Origin of the sequence: Mitsuokella sp. UBA4253 (genome assembly GCF_002395285.1) — a bacterium.
Taxonomy (GTDB): Bacteria; Bacillota; Negativicutes; order Selenomonadales; family Selenomonadaceae; genus Mitsuokella; species Mitsuokella jalaludinii.
The window spans coordinates 39247-62300 of the sequence record NZ_DGWR01000008.1 but is presented as its reverse complement, the minus strand read 5'-3'; the positions used below and the strand labels follow the sequence as shown (position 1 = coordinate 62300).

Genomic DNA, 23054 nt, shown 5'->3' with positions numbered 1-23054 from the left:
GCCCTTCGTCTCATGAGACGGGGGGCTTTTCTATTTGGGGAGGTTTTGTCAAATGATGAATTATCAGAAGTACAGCAAAGGTTATTTCATGCCGCCGGAGATTGACCTGGAGTGGGCGAAGAAGGATGCCCCAGACCATGCGCCAATCTGGTGCAGCGTTGACCTTCGCGATGGCAACCAGTCGCTCGTCATCCCGATGAGCCTTGACGAGAAGATGGAATTCTACAAGATGCTCCTCAAAGTCGGCTTCAAGGAAATCGAGATCGGCTTCCCGGCTGCATCGGAAACGGAGTTCGAGTTCCTGCGCCGCCTCGTAGAGGAAGACCTGATTCCAGACGATGTGACGGTACAGGTCCTCACGCAGGCACGCGAGCACATCATCCGCAAGACGTTCGATGCCCTCAAGGGTGTCAAGAACGCCATCGTCCACGTCTACAACTCGACTTCTGTTGCACAGCGCCAGCAGGTCTTCCGCAAGAACAAGGAACAGATCAAGCAGATGGCTGTCGATGGTGCAAAGCTCCTGCAGGAACTCACGGAAGAGGCCGGTGCGAACTACCGCTTCGAGTATTCGCCGGAGTCCTTCACGGGCACGGAGCCGGAGTACGCACTTGAGGTCTGCAATGCCGTCCTCGATGTCTGGAAACCGACGGCTGACCGCAAGGCCATCATCAACCTGCCGGCGACCATCGAGATGAGCATGCCGCACGTCTTCGCGACGCAGGTCGCCTACATGAACAAGCACCTCAAGTACCGCGACAATGTCGTGCTCTCGCTCCATCCGCACAATGACCGCGGCTGCGGCGTAGCTGATGCCGAGATGGGCATGCTGGCCGGTGCGGACCGCATCGAGGGCACGCTGTTCGGCAACGGCGAGCGCACGGGCAACGTCGACATCATCACGGTTGCCATGAACATGTTCGCCCTCGGCGTCGATCCGCAGCTCGACTTCTCGAATATGCCGGAACTCGTCGAGATGTACGAGCGCGTCACGCGCATGCACGTCTCGCCGCGCCAGCCGTACGCCGGCGACCTCGTCTTCGCCGCCTTCTCCGGCTCCCATCAGGATGCCATCGCGAAGGGCATGCACTGGAAGGAAGAGAAGAATCCGGAAAAGTGGACACTGCCGTACCTCTACATCGACCCGAAGGATGTCGGCCGCGAGTACGACGGCGACGTCATCCGCATCAACAGCCAGTCCGGCAAGGGCGGCGTCGGCTTCATCATGGAGCAGAAATACGGCATCGACATGCCGAAGAAGATGCGCGAGGACTTCGGTTACTGCGTCAAAGGCGTTTCCGACCACAAGCACAAGGAACTCATGCCGGATGAGATCTACCAGATCTTCCAGGATGAGTACGTCAACGTCGATACGCCGTACAAGCTCCATGACTTCCTGCTCCAGAAGGAGCCGGACGGCACGCGCAAGGGCACGGTCGATATCTTTGTCAACGGCGAGCCGAAGACCTTCCTCGCACGCGGCAACGGCCGCCTCGATGCCGTCTCCAATGCGCTGCAGGCAAACCTCGACATCGCCTACAAGGATCTGACGTACAGCGAGCATGCGCTGGAGATCGGCCAGAATAGCCGCGCGATGGCCTACATCGGCATCACGAACGACGACGGCCACATCACCTGGGGCGCCGGCATGGACACGGATATCATCACGGCATCCATCCAGGCCTTGATCAGCGCCATCAACCGCATGAAGGCAGGCAAGTAATAACCGTAAGTACATACGTATATCAAAAGAAAATCCGGGCCAAGCGATTGGTCCGGATTTTTGTGTGTTCGAGTGATTGAGAGGTCCAGCTGGTCATCGGGCGTCTCTCGTCAGGAGCACGCGCGCTTCATACGGCTGCAGGCAGTCCGCCTTGTGCTGCTCGTAGTTGGAGATCAGCGTCTCGCCCTCGAGCCCTTCAAACAGCGTGCAGGGGACTTCCTTATCGGTCCAGTTGCAGGCGACGCGGAGCGTCTCATTGTCCAGGTGACGTGCAAAGGCATAGACGCACGGGTCTTCCTCCAAGAGGGGCTCGAAGGTGCCGTAGACGATGATCGGGTAGGCGTGGCGCAGGCGGATGAGCTTCTGGTAGTAGTAGAAGGTGGAATCGGGATCCTTGAGCGCGGCCTCGGCGTTGATCGTCTTGTAGTTCGGATTGACGGCGAGCCACGGCGTGCCGTCGGTAAAGCCGGCATTGTCGCTGGCATCCCACTGCATTGGTGTGCGCGCATTGTCGCGGGCGACTGTGTTGAAGCACGCGAGCATCGTCTCGGGCGTGACCTTCTTCTGCTCGTCGACGTACTGGTGCCAGGCGTTGATCTCCTCGAGGTCCTGGCAGTCAGCGAGCGAGTGGAACGTCGTGTTCGTCATGCCGAGCTCTTCGCCCTGGTAGATGTAGGGCGTGCCCTTCTGCATGTGCAGGCAAGTCGCGAGCATCTTGGCGGAGAGCACGCGCCACTCGGGGCTGTCGTTGCCGAACATCGAAACGCAGCGCGGCTGGTCGTGATTGTCGAGGTAGAGCGAGTTCCAGGCCTTGCCCTCAAGCTCCAGCTGCCACTTGTTGAGGATGGCGCGGACATCCGGCATCTGCGGTTTGCCCGTCGTCCACTTGTCGATGATGCTGCCCTTGCCGTTTTCCGGGCCGACGTGCTCAAACTGGAAGACCATGCCGAGTTCCTTGCCGTCGCTGCGGGCGTACTTCTTGGCCTCGTCGATCGTGACGCCCGCTGCCTCGCCGACGGTCAGCAGGTCGTAATGCGAGAGCACGCGATCGTTCATTTCCTGCAGGTACTCGTGGACGCGCGGCCCGTTGCAGACGTGCGGCGAGAGGTCGCCGTAGCCGTCTGCCTTGAGGGGACCGTCCGGGAAGGACTGGTCCTTGGAAATCATCGAGATGACATCCATGCGGAAACCGTCGATGCCCTTCTCGCACCACCAGGTCATCATGTCGAAGACGGCATCGCGCACCTTCGTGTTCTCCCAGTTGAGGTCCGGCTGCTTCTTGGAGAAGCAGTGCAGGTAGTACTGGTCCGTCGCCGCATCGTACTGCCAGGCCGGGCCGCTGAAGTACGACTCCCAGTTGTTCGGTTCCTTGCCGTCTCGTCCGTCCTTCCAGATGTAGAAGTCGCGGTACGGGTTCGTGCGGGACTTGCGACTCTCGATGAACCAGGCGTGCTCGTCAGACGTGTGGTTGACGACGAGGTCCATGACGAGCTTGATGCCCGCCTCATGTGCCGTCTTCAGCAGCGTGTCGAAGTCGGCCATCGTGCCGAAGTCCTTCATGATGGCGCGGTAGTCGGAGATGTCGTAGCCATTGTCGTCGTTGGGCGACTGGTAGATCGGGGAGAGCCAGATGACATCGATGCCGAGTTTCTTGAGATACGGGATGCGGCGCGTGATGCCCAGCAAGTCGCCGATGCCGTCGCCGTTCGAATCCTGGAAGCTGCGCGGATAGATCTGATAGATGACGGCCTCTTTCCACCAGGCCTTCTGTTTTTCTGCCATATGTGAATACCTCCTGTGTGTCTTTTTCTTGACGTTGACGTATTCGCCCTTCTCGCGCTGATTTCCTATGCGGGACTGATACAGAATGCGGACCTCGTTCCGGATACGGCCGGCAGGACAGCAGGGAGACGGGGGAAAAATTTTGGCAGATGCCATCTTTTTTCCCGATAATGATGATATAATAGAAGCACATTTTGGCAGAGCAGAAAGGTGGTTCTTGGCGCTTTTATGAAGAAGATCCTCATATCCTGCCTCTTGACGGCAGTCATCGTGACGGCGGCGCTTGTCATCGAGGCGGGATATTTTATTGGCAATTACTGTGTGCACTTCGGCCTGGAGCGCGGGACGGCGGAGAACCCGCAGGAGCCCCCGCGGGCCTATGCGTTGCTGATGCCGCCGGAGGCGCGCCATTTCGACAAGCCGAACTACGCTTCGGAGAACTGGAACATCGAGTCGGAGGACGGCATCTACCTCGCGGCGACGCATTTCAAGCCGGAGCGCGCGACGGACAAGTGGGTCATCGTCGCGCACGGCTACGGCTGCACGCAGCAGAATTCCTACTACATCGCGGAGCATTACCTATCGATGGGCTACCACGTGCTGACGCCGGACCTGCGGGCCTCGGGGCTCAGCGGCGGGCGCTATCTGACGCTCGGCTACCGCGAGAGCGAGGACATCGTGCTCTGGGCGAAGAAGGTCGCTGAGCTCTATCCGCAGGCCAAGATCGTGCTGCACGGCGTCTCGATGGGGGCGGCGACGGTCATGATGGCCGCGGGCCGCGAGGATCTGCCGCCGGAAGTCGTCGCGGCGGTGGAGGACTGCGGCTACACGAATGCGGATGAGCTCATCGCCATGCAGATGGAGAACTCGTTCGGCCTGCCCGCCTTCCCGGCCATGAATCTCCTGAACTGGCGCTGCGAGAAGGTGGCGGGTTTCAACCTGCACGATGCGGCGCCGATTGATGCTGTGCGCCATGCCCGTGTGCCAATCCTCTTCATCCACGGCACGAAGGACACGCTCGTGCCACCGAACATGGCGGAGCAGCTCTACGCGGCGGCTAATGCGCCGAAAAAGGAACTGCTGATGATACCGGGGGCCGTGCACGCGGCGGCGAGTCAGGCAGATCAGCAGACGTACTTCCGGACCATCCGGAATTTCGTGAAGCCCTATATGGAGGAATGAGAATGAAAGCAGTTGTGACAAGGGTGCAGCAGGCATCCGTTGAGATCGAGGGCAAGGTGTGCGGTGCCATAGGACAGGGCTTTCTCGTCCTGCTCGGCGTTGGCCCTGAGGATGATGAGGCGGCCTGCGACCGGCTGGCCGAGAAGATCGCCCATGTGCGCGTCTTCTCGGATGAGGCGGGCAAGATGAACTTGAGCATCGACCAGGTGGGCGGGGCCTTCCTCGTCATCTCGCAGTTCACGCTTTACGCTGACCTCAAGAAGCGCCGCCCGGGATTCTCGCACGCGGCCAAGCCGGAGCTTGCGGAGCCGCTCTACGAGCGCTTCATGGAGAATTTGCGCGCGAAGGGCTTCCGGGTGGAGCACGGTGAATTCGGCGCGGATATGAAGGTGGCTTCTGTCAATGACGGCCCGGTCACGCTGCTCTTTGATACCGATTGCTTGTAAGGATAGAGTCAGACAGGGGGAAAGGCATGAATATGAATTTACTGCACAATTATGCACGTCTCGTCGTGCGTGTCGGCGTCAATCTGCAGCGCGAACAGATCCTCGTCATCAATGCGCCAATCGAGTGCGCAGAGTTTGCTCGCGCCATTGCCAAGGAGGCCTTTGCAGCGGGCGCCCACGATGTCGTCGTGAGCTGGAACGATGAGCAGCTCGCGCACATCCGCTATCAGGAGGGGAAGATGGCTCTTTTTACAGAATTTCCCGAATGGCGGCGTGCCTTCTACGAAGACTACGCGGCGCAGGGAGCGGCCTTCGTTTCCATCGCGGCCCGTGACCCGGAGATCTTTTGCGACATTGACCCGGAGAAACTCAAGCTGGCCAATCAGGCGGCAGGTGCGGCGCTCATGGAATACAGGGAGCGCCTGATGAACAACCGCAACACCTGGTGTGTCGTCTCCGTGCCGACGAAAGGCTGGGCGAAGAAGGTCTTCCCAGGGCTTGCAGAGGATAAGGCCGTCGCACGCCTCTGGCAGGAGATCTTCCAGACGGTGCGCGTCGGCGAGGGCATCGACACCGTCAAGGACTGGCAGGATCACATCGCCTTCCTGCACAGGGCGGCCGATTTCCTCAACGCGAATGACTTCCAGAAGCTCCACTACACGAATCGTCTCGGCACGGACCTGACTATCGAACTGCCGGAGGGTCATATCTGGGCGGGGGGCGCCGAGAAGTCGGAGCTTGGCACGGTGTTTGCCGCAAACATGCCGACGGAAGAGGTCTACACGCTGCCGAAGCGCGACGGTGTCAACGGCATTGTCTACGCGACGAAGCCATTGAACTTCAACGGCAATCTCATCGAGGACTTCTGGCTGCGCTTCGAGAATGGCCGCGTCACAGACTTCGCCGCGAAGAAGGGCGAGGAGATCCTCAGGGGGCTGATCGAGACGGACGAGGGCTCGCACTTCCTCGGCGAAGTGGCGCTCGTGCCGTATGACTCGCCTATCTCGAAGAGCGGCGTGCTCTTCTACAACACCTTGTTCGACGAGAACGCTGCCTGTCATCTGGCGCTCGGCAAGGCATATCCGACCTGCCTCAAGGACGGCGAGAAGATGGACAGCGTGACGCTCCTGCAGCACGGCGTCAACGACTCGCTGATGCACGAGGACTTCATGGTCGGCAGCCGCGACCTCGAGATTGTCGGCACGCGCCGTGACGGCACGGAGGTGCAGGTATTCCATGAGGGCAATTTCGCTTTTTGACGCATAGGAGACAGAAAGGAGATGGGATGATGCAGAGGACTCTAGTCATCTTCACAGCGCTCGTGCTGGTCTTGGCGGCACTCTGCCTGCCAGCGGGGCGCTCAGAGGCAGCTGGGCTTCGGGATGCGGATTTTTCCTGCCGCGGCGCCATGCTCGGCGCGAGCGAAGCGGAGCTTTTCAAAGCGTGGGGGGAGCCGCTCTTTGACCGGACGGAGATACGCCAGGGCGTGATGGTCAAGGTCTACGTCTACAAGGACCACTACGAGGCCGCCGTCGACAAGAGTGGCCACGTCGTCGACTTCCTCATCAAGAACGACCGCTACGAGGCGAGGAACGGCATCCGGCTCGGCGCGACTTCGTACTGGATCCAGAAGACGTACGGCAAGACAGAGCGCCAGCGTCTCGACGGGGCGGCGTACTACATCTACACGCGCGAGGGCCATCCGCACGACCATCTCCTACTGGGCATCGATGCGCAGGATGGGTATCTGACGTCGATGCGCATCACGTCTCTGCCGCTGACCGATGAGGAAGCGGAAAAGCGGGCGCTTGAAGACGATGCGGAAGAAGGGGAACTCGAACCGCGCTTTGCCGAGAAGGAAATCGACACCTCCGCACTCGGGAAGGCAGAGCCGCCCGTCCTCAAGGAGGTACGGCCATGATTCACCTCAAGATGATGCGCCACCGCCTGCTGCGCTATCTCGGCATCACCGTGGGCTGCCTGATCGCGAGCTGCTCCATCAACCTCTTCCTCGTGCCTTCCCATCTCCTGACGGGCGGCGCGACGGGCATCGCGATCATCGTCTACTACCTGGCGCAGCTGCCCATCGGCCTGCAGACCTTCCTCTACAACATCCCGCTGCTCATGGCAGCCTGGAAGACGCTCGGGCACGGCTACACGGTCGATGTCATCATCGGCACGGGCATCTTCTCGCTGTGCCTCGATCTCACGCGCTTTCTCAATGCCTACGCGCCGGTCAACGACATCATGCTCGCGGCCATCTTCGGCGGCGTATTCAACGGCATTGGCTACGGCATTGTCTTCCGCATGAACGGCAGTACGGGCGGCTTCGACATCGTCGGCGCCATCGCCAAGAAGTACTACTCGCTCAACATGGGCGGCGTCATCTTCGCCTTCAACTGCATGATCATGTGCGTGGCGGCTTTCCTTTTCGGCGTTGCTCCGGCGATGTTCACTTTGATCTGCATGTACATGAATGCGATGGTCACCGACAAGGTCATCGCTGGCTTCAACAGCCGCAAGGCCGTCCTGATCGTCTCGGACCGCGCGCAGCAGATCGCGGACGGCATCATGGAAGTCGGCCGCGGCGTGACATTTCTGCACGGGCAGGGGGCCTTCACGCGCAAGGAGCGCAATGTCGTCTTCGTCGTCGTCAAGCTCACGCAGGTCAGCAAGATCAAGCTGATTGCACACGCGGTCGACCCGCACGCCTTCATGATCATCATGTCGGCAAATGAAGTCATGGGCCGCGGCTTCAGTGAGCCCGGCATCGCCTTCCGGCGCTTCATCAACAAGGACAAGGTACAGCTAGAGCATCCGGAGCATCTGAAATGGCACGATGAGCGCTGAGCCTCTACCAAAAGAAAGGAAGAATCCACATGATTGAGATCACCTACCTGCTGAACAGCGGCTTTCTCGTGAGCGTCGGCCGCACACTGCTCGTATTCGATGACTTCAAGGACCCGGCGGGAGCCGTCGATGCAGCCGTCGAAGCGGCGGATTTTGACCACCTCTACTTCTTCGCGTCGCACGGCCACTTCGACCACTTCGATGCGCACATCTGCACTTACGAGGCAAAGACAGAACGCTACATCCTCAGCGATGACATCCGCTGCACAAAGGGCCTCAGCAGCTTTGACCAGGCGAAGCTCGTCTTCCTCAAGACGTACGCATCCTGGCAGGACGAGCACATCGCCGTGGCGTCCTTCGACTCGACAGATATCGGCACATCGTTCCGCGTCGTGCTCAAGGACGAGGGTGTGACGCTCTTCCATGCCGGTGACTTCAACTGGTGGGACTGGACGGGCGAGCCCCAGGAGCAGCGGAAGCTCGCCGAGAACGCCTTCCGCAAGCAGATGAAGAAGCTCAAGGGGCTAGAGGCGGATCTGGCCTTCTTCCCCGTCGACGGCCGCCTGGGCCCGAGCATCGACAAGGGCGCAAAGGTGTTCTGCGCCGAGACGGAGGTGCGCGCGCTCGTCACGATGCACTCCGTCGGCTATCCAGCCTGGCAGCCGCCAGAGGGCTTTTTCGGAGCAGGCCGTTCCATTCCCGTCTGGTCGCCGCGCACGCCGGGCGAGAGGGCCTGCCTCAAAGATGGCCAATTCCTTGCAGACTGACGGTCGACTATTGAAAACATAGGAGGATATAAGGTAAAATGAAGAAGGTGTTCTTGCTGCTGCTCGCCATGCTCGTGATGACGGGCAGTTGCCTTGCCGCATCCGGCAGTGAGAAAACAACAAGCATTCAAGACGGCCAGACCGTCAAAGATGTTCATGGAGGAGATAAGAAAATGGTAAATCGCATTGCAGTATTTGAGACGAACCTCGGCAACTTCAGCGTGGAGCTCTTTGAGGACCAGACGCCAATCACGACGGAGAACTTCATCGACCTCGCCGAGAAAGGCTTCTACGATGGCGTCATCTTCCACCGCGTCATCGACGGCTTCATGATCCAGGGCGGCGATCCGGAGGGCACGGGCATGGGCGGCCCGGGCTACACGATTGAGGATGAGTTCCTCGACGATCTGCGCTTCGACGGTGAGGGCATCCTCGCGATGGCCAACACGGGCATGCCGCACACGGGCGGCAGCCAGTTCTTCATCACACTCGATAAAACGCCGTGGCTCAACGGCCATCACACGATCTTCGGCAAGGTCAAGGAAGGTATGGATGTCGTGCGCCGCATCGGCCATTCGGAGACAGACATGGCCGACCGCCCGCTCGAGGACGTTGTCATCAAGACCATCGAGATCAAGTATCCGGAGTGATGGCAGAGGCCTACACCTACATCCTCGAATGTGCGGACGGCAGCCTCTACACGGGCTGGACGAATGACCTAGCGGGGCGCGTCAAGGCGCACAATGCAGGGCGCGGCGCGAAGTACACGCGCTCGCACCGCCCGGTCCATCTCGTCTACTTCGAGTCCTTCGCGACGAAGGGAGAGGCACTTTCGCGCGAGGCCGCCATCAAGAAGATGACGCGCGCGGCGAAGCTTGCCTTGATTGACACAGCTGAGAAAAGAAATTATAATAAATAAGTTAAACTGAAACATAAAGGGGCGTTTTATCATGGCAGATAAACAGGTCATGCTGACCGAAGAAGGCTATAATAAACTCGTAGAAAAGCTCAACTACCTCAAGAGCGTCAAGCGCATCGAGATTGCAGAGCGCCTGAAGGCCGCCATCGCACTGGGCGACCTCTCCGAGAACTCGGAGTACGACGATGCCAAGAACGAGCAGGCATTCCTCGAGGGCGAGATCCAGGACCTCACGGCCAAGATCCGCAACTCGCACATCATCAAGGCTGGTGCCGGCGACATCGTCCAGATGGGCAGCAAGGTCACGGTCAAGGACATCGAGTTCGGCGATGAGGAGACCTTCATGCTCGTCGGTTCGACCGAGGCGGATCCGGACGAGGGCAAGATCTCGAATGAATCTCCGCTCGGCCAGGCACTTCTCGGACAGAAGAGCGGCAGTGTCATCGACGTGCACGCTCCGGCCGGCATCATCAAGTACGAGATCCTCGAGATCAAGGGCTGATTGCAACGGATCGCTAAGATTGGAGTAATGGAAAGTATGTCAGATAAGAAGCAGAAGGGGCAGCAGGCTCCTGTGGAAGACCTCAATGAGATGATGAAGGTCCGCCGCGAAAAGATGGAAGAATTCCGCGCGATGGGCGTGCCGCCGTTTGGCCATCGTTACGAAGTCACGGATTATGCAGAGCCAATCAAGGAGAAATACGCACATCTTGAAGGCGATGAAGAGGGCGGCGAGGTCCGCATCGCCGGCCGTCTCATGGCCATCCGCGGCCATGGCAAGGCGTCGTTCTGCACGCTCAACGACCGCACGGGCAACATCCAGGTCTACTTCAAGATCGATGTGCTCGGCGAGGACAAGTACAAGAACCAGTTCAAGAAGCTCGATATCGGCGACATCGTCGGCATCCGCGGCATCGTCTTCAAGACGCACCGCGGCGAGGTGACGGTCCGCGTCGAGGACTTCGACCTGCTCTCGAAGTCGCTGCGCCCGTTGCCGGAGAAGTTCCACGGCCTGCAGGACGTCGACATCCGTTACCGCCAGCGCTACCTCGACCTCATCATGAACCCGGAGGTCCGCGACACCTTCCGCAAGCGCACGAAGATCATCCAGTCCATCCGCACGTACCTCGATGATCGCGATTACCTCGAGGTCGAGACGCCGGTACTTTCGACGATCGCCGGCGGCGCAGCAGCGCGCCCGTTCGTCACGCACCACAATGCACTCGACATCGACCTCTACCTGCGCATCGCGACGGAGCTCAACCTCAAGCGCCTCGTCATCGGCGGTTTCGACCGCGTCTACGAGATGGGTCGCGTCTTCCGCAACGAGGGCATGGATGTCCGCCACAACCCGGAGTTCACGACGATCGAGTTCTACCAGGCGTACGCTGACTACACGGACATGATGGACATCACGGAAGGCATTGTCGTCAATGCCGCCAAGAGCGTTCTCGGCACGCCGGTCATCAATTACCAGGGCGTCGAGATCGATCTCTCGAAGGTCAAGCGCATCAGCATGAACGATGCCGTCAAAGAGGCGACGGGTAAGGATTTCCTCTCTTGCAAGACCGTCGAAGAGGCCCGCAAGATGGCTGACGAGATCGGCGTCCCGTACGAGCCGCGCCACGGCATCGGCGGCATCCTCAACCAGGCCTTCGAGGAAAAGGTAGAGGAGACACTGATGCAGCCGACGTTCATCACGGGCCATCCGACGGAGATCTCGCCGCTCGCGAAGCGCAATCCGGAAGACCCGCGCATCACCGACCGCTTCGAGTTCTTCATCTACGGCCGCGAGCTGGCCAATGGCTTCACGGAGCTCAACGACCCGATCGACCAGGAAGGCCGCTTCCTCGACCAGCTCAAGCAGCGCGAGGCTGGCGACGATGAGGCGCATGTCATGGACCGCGACTACATCACGGCCATGGAGTACGGCCTGCCGCCAACGGGCGGCGTCGGCATCGGCATCGACCGACTCGTCATGCTGCTGACGGATGCGCCGTCCATCCGTGACGTCTTGCTGTTCCCGACGATGAAGCCGATCGAGCAGTGATTTCCGCTTGATAAAACTTTACAAATGAGAAAGCCTGAAACTTCCCGCTGTGACGAGAAGTTTCAGGCTTTTTGCTTTGATGAATTTACGAGCTGAGTGCAACAAGGCCAGTATTTTCTCTTAGAGAATAGCTGATATAGCACTTCTGCTTAGAACAGAGCTGGATGCGAATGAAAAGTCCGGACGCCTTTTGGTGGTGTCCGGACTTTTTTTCTTTACTGTTTTGCTCTGCGATAAGACTGACACTCTGATGGCCCAGCTGGCTTTTGGGAGAGACCCCATCGATGCGCTGCCTGTACCGATTGTTTCAGTCAAAGCAGACAAAAGCGTTGTTGAATAGCTGTTCTTGTGCTTTTGGTAACAGAGCTTGTCAAGGATACATCTATCTGTCAAATTTTTGGCCGAGAGAGTGTGTGCCATGATTCTGAAGGCACTGCAGCAGGAGTCAATTTTCCTCGACGTCAATGGCATGATCATTCTCAAATAGGAGATGCCAAGCGTGAGTTGTTCTATAAGTGTACAATAATAAAAATATAAATGTCTTGCGGGGGGGGACAAATATTGTATACTAAAGATAAAGTTTTCTGATAGAGTGATTTGAAACATATTACAATTCTAAGAGGTGAAGATATGAATATTGAAGGGCTTAGCGAACAAGAAGTTGCTGAATCCAGACGTCTTCATGGAGACAATCGGTTGACTGAACACGCAACGGAGAGTTTCTGGGACAAGCTGTGGGATAATTTTAATGATCCAATCATCAAGATTCTCTGTGTGGCTTTGATTATCAATGTAGTGTTTGCATTCATGGGGCAGGCTAAATGGTATGAGTCAGTTGGCATAGCCATGGCAGTCTTGATTGCTACGCTGGTGTCGACATTTTCGGAATACCGCAATGAAAATGCTTTTCAGAGCCTTCAGGCCGATGCCTCGCGTATTTTATGCAAGGTATATCGCAGCGGTAATATCAGTGAGATTGCTATAGATGATATAGTCGTTGGCGATTGTGTACTACTTCAGACGGGAGATAAGATTCCAGCTGATGGTGTAATCATTCAAGGGCACATCCAGGTCGACCAGTCCGTACTGAATGGCGAGTCGGAGGAGATAGAGAAAACGGCACTATCGGATAGTGACGCAGATCAGCAGCGTAATCTACTGGATTCTCATAGCGTCTATCGTGGTGCTATCGTGGCAGCAGGTAATGCAGTCATGCGGGTCACAATCGTAGGCGATGAATCTGAGTATGGCCGTATTGCTGGTGAATTGCAGACAGATGAGGAACGCGATACGCCGTTGAAGTTGAAACTTGGAAAGCTGGCTGATGATATCAGCAAGTTCGGCTACTATGGCGGTACACTCATAGCCATTGCTTATATGTTCCAGCGCATCGTGATTCAGAATGGCTTTGATATTGCAGCTATTAATGCATATTGCTCGAACTGGATGATTGTAGGTCATGATCTTATAGAGGCAGTGATGCTAGCTGTCATCATAATAGTCGTGGCAGTGCCAGAGGGGTTGCCGCTGATGATTGCAATCGTATCCGCTCAGAACATGGGCAAGATGTTGAAAGAGAATGTTCTAGTTCGCAAGCTGAGTGGAATAGAAACGGCAGGCAGCCTTAATATACTTTTCAGCGATAAGACCGGTACAATCACTAAAGGGCAGCTCGAGGTAGTGACCTTCTTGGATGGACAGGGAAGGACCCATAAAGCGACGACTGATCTGTCGGCGGAACTGGGCAGACTGGTATCACTCAGCATACGCCAGAATACGGCCGCTGTTGTTACCGCAGACGGGCAGATCGTTGGCGGTAATGGTACTGACAGAGCTTTGTTGAGTTTTATTCGCGATTTGCCTGATGAGCCGGGTGATGAAGTGGTTGATACGGTTCTCTTCAATAGCACGAATAAATATTCAGCTGCACAGATACGAGGACGTGATAATCTGACTCTCATAAAGGGCGCACCTGAGCGTATTATAGATCGATGCACAACGTACTATGACGAGACAGGTCATGTCCAGCCGCTTATAACAGACATGCTTAATGCCAAGCTCGATGAGTTGGCCGGTAGGGCTATTCGTCTGCTGGCTGTGGCTACGACATCGGCTCCATTGGAAAAAGGTAGTCTGCCGGACGGTGAATGGACGCTGGTCGGTGTTGTTGGTATTCGCGATGAGGTTAGACCTGAGTCAATAACTGCGCTAGAGGAAGTACGACGGGCAGGTGTACAGGTTGTTATGATTACCGGTGATCGACGCGAGACTGCTGCAGCTATCGCCAAGGAGTGTGGTCTCGTAAAATCTGCAGATGATGTAGTTATAACCTCAGATGAGCTAGCGGCTAAGAGTGACGAGGAAATAGTGGGGATACTGCCGCGGTTACGCGTGGTCGCACGTGCCCTGCCGAGTGATAAGAGCCGTCTTGTGCGTATAGCTAAATCTCTGAATCTTGTTGTTGGCATGACGGGGGATGGAGTGAATGACTCGCCAGCTCTCAAGCAGGCTGATGTCGGCTTTGCAATGGGTGGTGGCACTGAAGTGGCGAAGGAAGCCAGCGAGATAGTCATCCTCGACGATAATTTTAAATCTATTGAAAGAGCGGTACTTTACGGACGCACCATATACAACAACATCCGTAAATTCGTAGTATTCCAGCTCACAATCAACGTTGCTGCGGTAGGTATTTCGTTTGTTGCCCCTTTACTTGGCTTCCAGCCACCGTTGACCATCACGCAGATGCTGTGGGTGAACCTCGTAATGGATACATTGGCGGCCTTAGCACTTGGTGGTGAGCCGGCTCTAGCCGAATACATGCGGGAGAAACCAAAACGTCGTGACGAAAATATTATAAGCAAGCCCATGTGGACGCAGATATTAACAGGTGCGACGTGGACATTTGCGCTAAGCCTTGTGTACATAATGACATCATTTGCATCTGGATTCTTCCGTCCTGACCCAGATGATATGTTTAATAAATATCTGTTGACAGGCTATTTTTCGTTCTTTATTCTGATTGCAGTATGCAATGCTTTCAATGTTCGAACAAATGGGTTGAATCTGCTGGCAAATGTAGGACGTAACCCTGGCTTCATTCAGGTCATGGGCCTTATCGTCATAGTGCAGGTGATAATGACTTATCTTGGCGGTGAGGTGTTGAGCTGCTATGGATTGGTTGCTTCAGAATGGGGATTTGTCATAGTGACAGCATTGACAATCATACCTGTAGACATGATTCGCAAGATTATTATACGTTAAATGAGTACAATATAACTGAGTAATAGGTGAAATACATAAGAGCAGCATATAGAATAATATCACCATATAATTCCATGACATACATGACATAAAGGAGGAGATTCCATGTCTGTTAATTTATCCAAGGGCCAGAAGATAGACCTGACTAAGGGCAATCCAGGGTTGACGAAAGTGCTCGTCGGACTTGGTTGGGACGTTAATAAGTATGATGGTGGAGCTGATTTCGATCTAGATGCAGCTGCTTTCATGCTGAAAGACGATGGTAAGGTAGCAAAAGACACAGACTTTGTCTTCTACAATAATACCAAGCACGAATCCGGTGCGGTAGAATATATGGGAGATAATAGAACTGGTGCTGGAGAAGGCGACGATGAACAAATCAAGATAGATCTGTCAAAAATGCCGACTGGAGTAACCAAGATTGATTTCACAGTCACTATCGATCAGGCCGAGGAACGTCGTCAGAATTTCGGGCAGGTAAACAATGCTTATATACGCGTTGTAGATGAGGGATTAGGCAAAGAACTTATTCGCTATGATCTCGGCGAAGATTATTCACTAGAAACAGCAATAGTCGTCGGTGAGCTTTATCGCCATGGCTCGGAGTGGAAGTTCAATGCTATCGGCAGCGGCTTTGGTGGTGGCCTGGCAGCTTTGTGTCGCAATTTTGGAATCGATGCCTAAATTTCAAGAGGCAGCTAAGCTCTGCGGCATAAATCAGGCAGCAGAACTTTGGATATAGGTTCATAGTAGAAGGAGGAAACATAAAATGGCAGTAAGTCTATCAAAAGGTCAGAAAGTAGATCTGACGAAAGGCAATCCAGGGCTGACGAAGGTATTGGTAGGTCTTGGCTGGGATGTCAATAAGTATGATGGTGGCGCTGATTTCGATCTCGATGCAGCGGCGTTCCTGACGAAAGATAATGACAAAGTTGCCAGCGATGAAGATTTTGTTTTCTACAATAATCTGAAGCATAAATCTGGTGCTGTTGAGCATATGGGCGATAATCGTACTGGCGAAGGTGAGGGCGATGATGAGGAGATAAAGATAGATCTTGCTAAAGTACCTGCCTCGGTAGCGAAGATTGCCTTCACAGTAACCATCGATCAGGCACAGGAACGAGGACAGAACTTTGGGCAGATAAGTAATGCTTATATACGCGTTGTTGATGTTGCTACTAATCGAGAACTCATTCGCTATGATCTCGGTGAAGATTACTCCATTGAGACGGCCGTAGTTGTCGGTGAACTTTACCGTCATGGTTCTGATTGGAAATTCAATGCCATAGGCAGTGGCTTCCAAGGCGGCCTTGCTGCTTTGTGCCGCAATTTCGGTGTGAACGTATGAGGTAGGGGACATGAGTGTTAATCTACAAAAAGGTCAGAAAGTCAATCTGAAGAAATCGGATGGCGGGCGCCTGAAAAGGGTCATAGTCGGTCTAGGTTGGGATGAAGCTGAGCAAAAATCTGGTGGTTTATTTTCAAGCTTGTTTGGTAGTGGTAATCGAAATGCAGATATAGACTGTGATGCTTCGGCTATACTCTGTGTAGACGGTAAGCTTACCGACAAGGACGATGTAGTTTTTTTCGGCAATCTAAAACATAAGAGTGGCGCTGTAAAGCATATGGGTGATAATCTCACTGGTGCTGGAGAGGGCGACGATGAGCAGATTGTCGTTCAACTCGATTTGTTACCAAGTCGTTATGACAAGATTATATTCGTTGTGAATATCTATGAAGCTGATAAACGGAAACAAGATTTCGGTATGATTAAAAATGCTTTCATCCGTATTATTGATGCCGATAATGGACAGGAGTTAATGAAATATAATCTGTCTGAAAACTACGATGGTAAAACAGGTATGGTATTTGGCGAGGTCTACCGGCACAATGGAGAATGGAAATTCAATGCCATAGGACAGGGCGTCAATGCGTCTTATGTATTTGATCTTGCTGAGCACTTTATCTGAGCCGGCATAGTAGTTTATGAGGATAAAGGGGTTTGCAAAAATCCCTTTATTTTCATTTATGAGAAAATTGAAAGTTCGCTATATTGGGCTTGGATGAGATGGAATGGAGAGACGATATGTATGATTGACTTGAATGATCGTCGGCATAGACATAGTCCTACTGGAAATCGCGAGGAAGAAAAAAGGAATAATGGGCAACAAGCTCCTGAAGAGGATACGACCACACTTGAGGAGTTGCTGGCCGAGCTTGACAACTTGACTGGGCTGTCTGCTGTCAAGCATGAAGTCATGGAGAGTATAAATGTTGTGCGTGTTCAACAAGCCAGAGCTCAACTGGGACTGCGAAAGTCAAATATGTCTCTACATCTGGTTTTCTCAGGCAACCCTGGAACAGGTAAGACGACCGTAGCGCGTCTGCTTGCGCGTATATATCATAAGATTGGTATTCTGTCCAAAGGACAGCTTGTTGAAGTCGATCGCTCAGGACTTGTAGGCGGCTATGTGGGACAGACAGCATTGAAAGTGCAGGAAGTTATAAAAGAGGCGCTTGGAGGTGTACTTTTTGTTGATGAAGCATATACGCTGACTTCGAACCAAGGCGGCAATGATTTTGGTCAAGAAGCTGTAGATACTCTGCTTAAGGGTATGGAGGATCATCGTGATGATCTCATAGTCATAGTTGCAGGTTATCCTGACCTTATGGACAAATTCTTGGACTCTAATCCCGGTATGCGCTCCCGCTTTAATAAATATATTCATTTTGACGACTATAGCCCCGAGGAATTACAGGACATATTTGTCAAACTATGCAAGAAAGATGGTTATAAACTTTCCCGTAGTGCCAAACGCTATGCGGAGGATTATTTCTATGATGTCTATGAGAAACGTGATGAGCGATTTGGCAATGCTCGTGAGGTGCGCAATTTCTTCGAGCGAGCATTAGGAAATCAGGCGAATCGACTCGGGGCATCTTTTGGTGAAAATGGTCTGGCTCCCGGTATAGATCTGACGCAGCTACTGCTATGCGATCTTACTGGCAATCCGGATGATGTCGAAGGGGAGGTGCATGATGCGAACTGTCATGCACCGCAGGGACAATTGATGCACGCTGGTGAGCGCATAGATATTACATCATATTCACAAATGTCTCTGGCTATAGGGCTAGGCTATGCATCGATATCTGATGATATCGAGGTCGACTGCTATGTGTATTTGCTGCATGCTGATGGAAAGGCACATGGCGATAAAGACATGGTATATTTCGGCTTTCCTGCCTCATGCGATGGAGCGGTTGTGATAAATGCGGGAGAGTATACATCATCGGCATTGGTCAAACTTGCTAGCGTAGTCAGTGATACTGAAAAAATAGCGATTTGTTTCTCTGCTTATGGTGAAGATGAGGCGAAGAACCTTTCGGGGATGCGTAATGCTTTCGTACAGATTTCATGTGCGGGTAAAGGGATTTACTATTTGCCGCTTGATCGTATTTCTAGAGAAAAAACACTGGTAGGAATAGAGCTATATCGTCATCGGGGGGCATGGAAGATGAAAGGTGTCGGTTCAGGATATAACGATGGCCTCAGAAGACTATGTGAGAGCTATGGCATAGAGGTTCAGTGAGAATAAGGGGGAATAGAAATGAGAAGCATGGCGGCACAAACACAGATGGCACAGCAACTGCAGCGTGGTCAGAAAGTAGATATCGATAAAGCACGTCCAGAGATAAAACATCTGGAGGTTGAAGTGGGCTGGAATACCTCATCTAATCTCGATGTGGATGTGGCTGCATTCCTTCTTGATGGAAACGGAAAGGCAGCTGGCGATGACGATATGGTTTTTTATGGTCAACAGCGTCACCCTAGTGGCAGTGTCATCCATGAGGGTGGAGATGATGGGGAAGAAAGACTTCGCATAGACTTAGTCGCTATTCCCGAACGCGTAGAAAAAATAGATTTTACAGCGACTATATACGATGCTGATAAACGCGGTCAAAGTTTCCAGCAGGTACGAAACTTGCACGTCCAGGTCAGTGATAAGTCGAGTGGTAGCCGCATATGCCGTTATGATGCTGAACAGGGAGCGCTTCAAAAAGAGACAGCTGTTGTGATAGGTGAACTGTATCGTCACAATGGTAATTGGAAATTTCAAGCTATAGGTGCTGGATATAATGGCGGACTGGCGGCGCTTACTAAAAGCTATGGATTAGAAGTGACTGACAGCCAAATTTCCGCTACTAGGCATGAATCAAAGGTAAAATCAACACCAAAGATTGAGCCTAAATCTACTGTTTCATTAAAGAAAGTGGAATTGAAAAAAGGCCAGAAAGTAAGCCTTGTCAAAAAGAACAATGAGGCATTAGGCGAGATATCTATAAATCTCAACTGGCATCAGGGCAATCCTAACGGGAGCTCAGGTGGATTTTTCTCAGCTCTGTTCGGCAGTCGTAATAATGGAGCTATAGATTTGGATCTCGGCTGTCTATTCGAACTTTATGATGGACAAAAAGGAACAGTGCAGGCGCTTGGTAATGCATTCGGCTCATTGGAGCGTGCACCATATATAGCGCTCGATGGAGATGATAGAACTGGGGCATCGATAGGTGGTGAAACACTGCGCATAAATGGCAAGAAAGTCAATAAAATAAAGCGTGTCCTAGTTTATACCTTTATATATGATGGGATAGCGAATTGGCAGCAGGCAGATGGTGTGGTGACAATAAAATGTCCAGGAAGTCCTGATATTATCGTGAAAATGGATGAGTATGGATCTAATAAGATTATGTGTGGCATTGCTATGTTGGAAAATGATGGACATGGTAGCTTCACTATATCAAAAATTGTTCAATTCTATAATGGCCATAAATATTTGGATGAAGCTTTTGGCTGGGGATTGAGATGGGTCAGAGGAAGAAAGGATTAAATGAATGATAGATAGTGGAAAAGAAGATTTACAACAAGAAATAGAATTGCCATATCGTCTAGGAGGTCTTTTATATACTCCGGCTTTGAATGAAACTATTGCTCAGAAAATCATCGAACATAGGATACCATGTCTCACGTCGCTAGTATTTTGTCTAGAGGATTCAATAATGGATCATGCCCTAGACGAGGCAGAGAATCGCCTCAGGTGTACGTTGCAAAAAATAAGTGAATCAGGCAATAATTCTTTGCCACTGCTTTTTGTGCGTGTACGAACACCTAATCAATTAAGGCGGCTGCATAGGGAATTTGGAAGTTTGGCAAATCTGCTTACAGGCTATGTATTCCCAAAATTTGATACTACCAATGCAGCAGACTATCTAGACTTGCTGGCTGAAATCAATGCCGCATCAAGTCATAAGGTATATGGTATGCCGATTTTAGAAAGTAGAGCTATTGCCGATAGTAGGACAAGGGGGAAGGAACTCACTAATCTGCGTCAGGAATTGATGGCTATGAAAAATTGTATACTGAATGTTAGAGTAGGTGGTAATGATTTCTGCAATTTGTTTGGTTTGCGTCGTTCTTTTCGGCAGAATATCTACGAGATTGGAGTGGTTCGGGATATCTTGATTGACATAGTGAATCAGTTCAGCGATGTATTTGTCGTATCCGGACCGGTCTGGGAGTATTTCGGTGCTTCAGAAGATGAGAGATGGGAACCAGGGTTGCGGCGTGAGCTTGAACTCGATCGCTTGAATGGCTTCATTGGTAAGACCGTTATACATCCAAGCCAGCTGCCTGTAGTATACGAGAGTATGAAGCCGTCACAAGCTGACTATGAAGATGCTTGCAACATACTGGGCTGGAGAAGTGAGATGCTAGGCGTGGCTAAAAGCAGAGATACCGGTCGCATGAATGAAGTCAAATGTCATAAAAATTGGGCGAGAAAGATAAAAATTTTAGGTGATATATATGGAGCAAAGGCTGAGGCGTTTGGTGATGTGAAATGAAGAAATACGAAAAAGAAATATTCCGCTTGGCTAAGCGCTATGCGAATAAGAAGCGAAGCTATCTGCTGGTTAATCCATGGCAGGCCAAGCATATGCCAGTATCACCCACGGATGCTTTGCTGATGATGAATGATCTGGGGTGTCTTACAGCACAGAAATATCCGTCAGCACGGCTTGTCATCGGCTTTGCGGAGACAGCGACAGCTGTCGGAGCAATTGTTGCGGCCAATCTGGCAGATGATTGCTTTTATGTTCATACGACTCGTGAAAGTCTGGCAGGAGAATATATAGAATTCTCCGAGGAGCATAGTCATGCAGTGGAACAGAAACTGCCATCTGCGACATTATCACATATCACTGGTACACCGGTTGTGCTCGTCGATGATGAGATTTCGACAGGGAAAACCATGCGCAACATGGTTTCTGTCATGCGACAAGATGTGGCGGGACTGAGCAGGCAAGACTTTGCTGCGGTCTCCCTGATAAATCGTCTTGATTCGGATGATGAAATCAGGATGGAAGAAGCCCATATTGCTCATTGCGAACTATGTCGTTTGGAGAACATAGATTACGAGAGTCGAGTCAGAGGCATACCCATCGAAGCTGCACAAACTGCTACAGGAAATTTTGAACAGCGTAGCTACAGAAGGTATCGGGCGGCTACTCGGGTCAGTGATGTGCGCAAAGGCGAGTGGGCTGGCCTATATTACAAACAGTGCCGCGCACTGGCGGCAGAAGTACTCAGCTACCTCTCAAAGCAACTAGCTGGGCTCGATAGTGCGCTCATCATTGGTACGGAGGAATTCATGTATCCCGCACTCATTTGTGGGAAACTGCTAGAGGCGCGTGAGCAGTTTGAGCTGGTCCGTTGCCAGGCTACGACACGCAGTCCGATAGGGGTGTGCATCGATGGTGATTATCCTATCTATGAAGGACATTCGCTGCATAGTTTTTATGAAAACGAGCGGCAGACGTATATATATGATTTGGCCAATTACGATGCAGTCATTGTCGTGACTGATGCAGACGGTGATAAGGATTTGGCGATGCATGATATAATGACGGCGTTCGGACAGCGGTGTGACAGATTTTGTTTAGTGGAGGTGGCGCATTGATGAGAAGTTCCTATAGAGGTGATGATGTCACAATCTTGCTTAAGGACATCACTGGGATGGTAGATCCGCTCGAGAACAAGGTTCGTGAGCGATATATTCAATCTGGCACGCCATACTCGGCCATGCTGCCGTTAGAACATTTGCCTTCGCCGAAATACATGCGGCTTTTCTATGATGCATTGACTAGATATTCGTCGGTCACGGCGACAGCTGTGGCCTCAGTGGCAACAAAGATATATCACGAAAAAGGCAGGAGCGTAGTGCTCGTATCCCTCGCGCGGGCTGGGACGTCGATAGGAATTCTCATAAAGCATTATATGGAAAAATATTTTGCTGTGAGTCCGGTTCACTACACGATATCGATAATCAGGGGACAAGGAATAGATCGCAATGCCATGCGCTATATACTGACTCGCCATGCTGCAGAGGAAATTCAGTTTGTTGACGGCTGGACTGGTAAGGGCGCTATACGAAATCAATTGAAAGAGGCCATGCATGATTATCCTGCTGTCGATTCTGGACTGGCCGTGCTCTCTGATCCAGCTTATGTGGCGGCTAAGTGCGGCACACATGATGATTTCCTCATTGCTAGTTCATGCCTGAATTCTACTGTGTCGGGGCTCATCAGTCGTACTTTTTACCGACCGGATATCATAGGGGCGGATGATTTTCATGGTGCTATGTATTACGAAAAATTCAAGCCAGAGGATTTGACATATAGATTTCTAGATGCTATCGAGGCCGAGTTCCAAGCTCCGGAGCGTGTGCCGAAATCCTCGGCTACAACTGCTGAGGTACATTTTGGTATCGAAGAAGTACGATCCATCATGGCACATTTTGACATAAATGACATCAATTTGATAAAGCCGAGCATTGGTGAGGCCACACGGGTTTGCTTGCGGCGCATTCCATGGAAGATACTCGTACATAGTTTGCATGATGATGAGCATCTGGGGCATCTTTATGAGCTAGCACGGGAAAAGGGCGTGCCGGTTGAAGTTTATCCATTGAAGAACTACAGAGCTTGTGGGCTCATAAAAGAGTTGAGGGATGTATAA

Annotated in this window: 21 protein-coding genes and 1 other annotated feature (1 of these 22 running past the window's edge); of the genes, 20 read left to right on the top strand and 1 reads right to left on the bottom strand. The window is 52.6% G+C overall.

The features are described 5' to 3' along the window. Positions 1-16: a binding site (T-box leader), on the top strand (it extends 253 nt beyond the left edge of the window). A gap of 39 nt (positions 17-55) precedes the next feature. Further along, the gene (locus B2X55_RS04120; RefSeq protein WP_036378127.1) at positions 56-1723 is read left to right on the top strand and encodes a 2-isopropylmalate synthase; all 1668 of its coding nucleotides are present in this window, start codon (positions 56-58) and stop codon (positions 1721-1723) included. A gap of 93 nt (positions 1724-1816) precedes the next feature. Here the strand turns inward: B2X55_RS04120 and B2X55_RS04115 are convergent, their stop codons facing one another. Beyond that, positions 1817-3505 (bottom strand): glycoside hydrolase family 13 protein, encoded by a 1689-nt coding sequence (locus B2X55_RS04115; RefSeq protein WP_286821000.1) that lies wholly within the window; start codon positions 3503-3505, stop codon positions 1817-1819. A 228-nt stretch (positions 3506-3733) separates the two neighbouring features. Between B2X55_RS04115 and B2X55_RS04110 the strand changes: the two genes are divergently transcribed. The 19 genes from B2X55_RS04110 to B2X55_RS04020 all read left to right on the top strand — a co-directional run bounded on the left by B2X55_RS04110 (position 3734) and on the right by B2X55_RS04020 (position 23054). Continuing rightward, on the top strand, positions 3734-4687 hold the full coding sequence (locus B2X55_RS04110; protein WP_286820999.1) for an alpha/beta hydrolase: 954 nt from the start codon (positions 3734-3736) through the stop codon (positions 4685-4687). 2 nt (positions 4688-4689) lie between these two features. Beyond that, positions 4690-5133, top strand: a complete 444-nt coding sequence (dtd, locus tag B2X55_RS04105) for a D-aminoacyl-tRNA deacylase (RefSeq protein ID WP_286820997.1) — start codon at positions 4690-4692, stop codon at positions 5131-5133. 26 nt (positions 5134-5159) lie between these two features. Then, entirely contained in the window at positions 5160-6392 is a 1233-nt protein-coding gene (locus tag B2X55_RS04100; protein ID WP_286820996.1) for an aminopeptidase, read from the top strand. 29 nt (positions 6393-6421) lie between these two features. Continuing rightward, positions 6422-7054, top strand: coding sequence for a hypothetical protein (locus tag B2X55_RS04095; protein WP_286820995.1), 633 nt, complete (start codon positions 6422-6424; stop codon positions 7052-7054). Then, positions 7051-7983 carry a YitT family protein gene (locus B2X55_RS04090; RefSeq protein WP_036378074.1) on the top strand — a complete coding sequence of 311 codons (933 nt, stop codon included), beginning with the start codon at positions 7051-7053 and terminating at the stop codon, positions 7981-7983. The genes B2X55_RS04095 and B2X55_RS04090 overlap by 4 nt, the downstream gene beginning before the upstream one ends. 29 nt (positions 7984-8012) lie before the next feature. Next, on the top strand, positions 8013-8750 hold the full coding sequence (locus B2X55_RS04085) for an MBL fold metallo-hydrolase (RefSeq protein ID WP_286820994.1): 738 nt from the start codon (positions 8013-8015) through the stop codon (positions 8748-8750). 38 nt (positions 8751-8788) lie between these two features. Then, entirely contained in the window at positions 8789-9400 is a 612-nt protein-coding gene (locus B2X55_RS04080) for a peptidylprolyl isomerase (RefSeq protein WP_036378067.1), read from the top strand. Continuing rightward, complete coding sequence (locus tag B2X55_RS04075) at positions 9400-9669, top strand: GIY-YIG nuclease family protein (protein WP_286820993.1); 270 nt, start codon at positions 9400-9402, stop codon at positions 9667-9669. Before B2X55_RS04080 ends, B2X55_RS04075 begins: the two co-directional genes overlap by 1 nt. A gap of 31 nt (positions 9670-9700) precedes the next feature. After that, positions 9701-10171: a transcription elongation factor GreA gene (gene greA, locus B2X55_RS04070; protein ID WP_286820991.1), complete on the top strand. Its 471-nt coding sequence runs from the start codon at positions 9701-9703 to the stop codon at positions 10169-10171. Positions 10172-10198: 27 nt separating this feature from the next. Continuing rightward, entirely contained in the window at positions 10199-11719 is a 1521-nt protein-coding gene (gene lysS, locus B2X55_RS04065; RefSeq protein ID WP_414683486.1) for a lysine--tRNA ligase, read from the top strand. Between the two features lie 630 nt (positions 11720-12349). Then, a complete protein-coding gene (locus tag B2X55_RS04060) occupies positions 12350-14980 on the top strand; it encodes a calcium-translocating P-type ATPase, PMCA-type (RefSeq protein WP_055160829.1) in 2631 nt (876 codons plus the stop codon). A 105-nt stretch (positions 14981-15085) separates the two neighbouring features. Further along, positions 15086-15664 carry a TerD family protein gene (locus tag B2X55_RS04055; RefSeq protein ID WP_286820988.1) on the top strand — a complete coding sequence of 193 codons (579 nt, stop codon included), beginning with the start codon at positions 15086-15088 and terminating at the stop codon, positions 15662-15664. An 85-nt stretch (positions 15665-15749) separates the two neighbouring features. Further along, positions 15750-16328: a TerD family protein gene (locus tag B2X55_RS04050; RefSeq protein WP_082427697.1), complete on the top strand. Its 579-nt coding sequence runs from the start codon at positions 15750-15752 to the stop codon at positions 16326-16328. Between the two features lie 10 nt (positions 16329-16338). After that, the gene (locus B2X55_RS04045) at positions 16339-16950 is read left to right on the top strand and encodes a TerD family protein (RefSeq protein WP_055160838.1); all 612 of its coding nucleotides are present in this window, start codon (positions 16339-16341) and stop codon (positions 16948-16950) included. A gap of 120 nt (positions 16951-17070) precedes the next feature. After that, a complete protein-coding gene (locus tag B2X55_RS04040) occupies positions 17071-18570 on the top strand; it encodes a TerD family protein (protein ID WP_055160841.1) in 1500 nt (499 codons plus the stop codon). A gap of 18 nt (positions 18571-18588) precedes the next feature. Beyond that, complete coding sequence (locus B2X55_RS04035) at positions 18589-19869, top strand: TerD family protein (RefSeq protein ID WP_286820986.1); 1281 nt, start codon at positions 18589-18591, stop codon at positions 19867-19869. Between the two features lie 4 nt (positions 19870-19873). Continuing rightward, positions 19874-20881: an HpcH/HpaI aldolase/citrate lyase family protein gene (locus B2X55_RS04030; protein WP_055160847.1), complete on the top strand. Its 1008-nt coding sequence runs from the start codon at positions 19874-19876 to the stop codon at positions 20879-20881. Beyond that, a complete protein-coding gene (locus B2X55_RS04025; RefSeq protein WP_286820984.1) occupies positions 20878-21996 on the top strand; it encodes a phosphoribosyltransferase domain-containing protein in 1119 nt (372 codons plus the stop codon). The genes B2X55_RS04030 and B2X55_RS04025 overlap by 4 nt, the downstream gene beginning before the upstream one ends. Beyond that, positions 21996-23054, top strand: coding sequence for a cysteine protease StiP family protein (locus tag B2X55_RS04020; RefSeq protein ID WP_055160891.1), 1059 nt, complete (start codon positions 21996-21998; stop codon positions 23052-23054). The genes B2X55_RS04025 and B2X55_RS04020 overlap by 1 nt, the downstream gene beginning before the upstream one ends.

Excerpts from the sequence above, each read along its gene's own strand:
- B2X55_RS04090 (WP_036378074.1), top strand. The coding sequence starts at position 7,051 with ATGATTCACCTCAAGATGATGCGCCACCGCCTGCTGCGCTATCTCGGC.
- B2X55_RS04110 (WP_286820999.1), top strand. The coding sequence starts at position 3,734 with ATGAAGAAGATCCTCATATCCTGCCTCTTGACGGCAGTCATCGTGACG.
- B2X55_RS04025 (WP_286820984.1), top strand. The coding sequence starts at position 20,878 with ATGAAGAAATACGAAAAAGAAATATTCCGCTTGGCTAAGCGCTATGCG.
- B2X55_RS04085 (WP_286820994.1), top strand. The coding sequence starts at position 8,013 with ATGATTGAGATCACCTACCTGCTGAACAGCGGCTTTCTCGTGAGCGTC.
- B2X55_RS04120 (WP_036378127.1), top strand. The coding sequence starts at position 56 with ATGAATTATCAGAAGTACAGCAAAGGTTATTTCATGCCGCCGGAGATT.
- B2X55_RS04115 (WP_286821000.1), bottom strand. The coding sequence starts at position 3,505 with ATGGCAGAAAAACAGAAGGCCTGGTGGAAAGAGGCCGTCATCTATCAG.
- B2X55_RS04050 (WP_082427697.1), top strand. The coding sequence starts at position 15,750 with ATGGCAGTAAGTCTATCAAAAGGTCAGAAAGTAGATCTGACGAAAGGC.
- lysS (WP_414683486.1), top strand. The coding sequence starts at position 10,199 with ATGGAAAGTATGTCAGATAAGAAGCAGAAGGGGCAGCAGGCTCCTGTG.
- B2X55_RS04095 (WP_286820995.1), top strand. The coding sequence starts at position 6,422 with ATGCAGAGGACTCTAGTCATCTTCACAGCGCTCGTGCTGGTCTTGGCG.
- greA (WP_286820991.1), top strand. The coding sequence starts at position 9,701 with ATGGCAGATAAACAGGTCATGCTGACCGAAGAAGGCTATAATAAACTC.
- B2X55_RS04075 (WP_286820993.1), top strand. The coding sequence starts at position 9,400 with ATGGCAGAGGCCTACACCTACATCCTCGAATGTGCGGACGGCAGCCTC.
- B2X55_RS04035 (WP_286820986.1), top strand. The coding sequence starts at position 18,589 with ATGAGAAGCATGGCGGCACAAACACAGATGGCACAGCAACTGCAGCGT.
- B2X55_RS04020 (WP_055160891.1), top strand. The coding sequence starts at position 21,996 with ATGAGAAGTTCCTATAGAGGTGATGATGTCACAATCTTGCTTAAGGAC.
- B2X55_RS04080 (WP_036378067.1), top strand. The coding sequence starts at position 8,789 with ATGAAGAAGGTGTTCTTGCTGCTGCTCGCCATGCTCGTGATGACGGGC.
- B2X55_RS04030 (WP_055160847.1), top strand. The coding sequence starts at position 19,874 with ATGATAGATAGTGGAAAAGAAGATTTACAACAAGAAATAGAATTGCCA.
- B2X55_RS04040 (WP_055160841.1), top strand. The coding sequence starts at position 17,071 with ATGATTGACTTGAATGATCGTCGGCATAGACATAGTCCTACTGGAAAT.
- dtd (WP_286820997.1), top strand. The coding sequence starts at position 4,690 with ATGAAAGCAGTTGTGACAAGGGTGCAGCAGGCATCCGTTGAGATCGAG.
- B2X55_RS04060 (WP_055160829.1), top strand. The coding sequence starts at position 12,350 with ATGAATATTGAAGGGCTTAGCGAACAAGAAGTTGCTGAATCCAGACGT.
- B2X55_RS04045 (WP_055160838.1), top strand. The coding sequence starts at position 16,339 with ATGAGTGTTAATCTACAAAAAGGTCAGAAAGTCAATCTGAAGAAATCG.
- B2X55_RS04055 (WP_286820988.1), top strand. The coding sequence starts at position 15,086 with ATGTCTGTTAATTTATCCAAGGGCCAGAAGATAGACCTGACTAAGGGC.
- B2X55_RS04100 (WP_286820996.1), top strand. The coding sequence starts at position 5,160 with ATGAATATGAATTTACTGCACAATTATGCACGTCTCGTCGTGCGTGTC.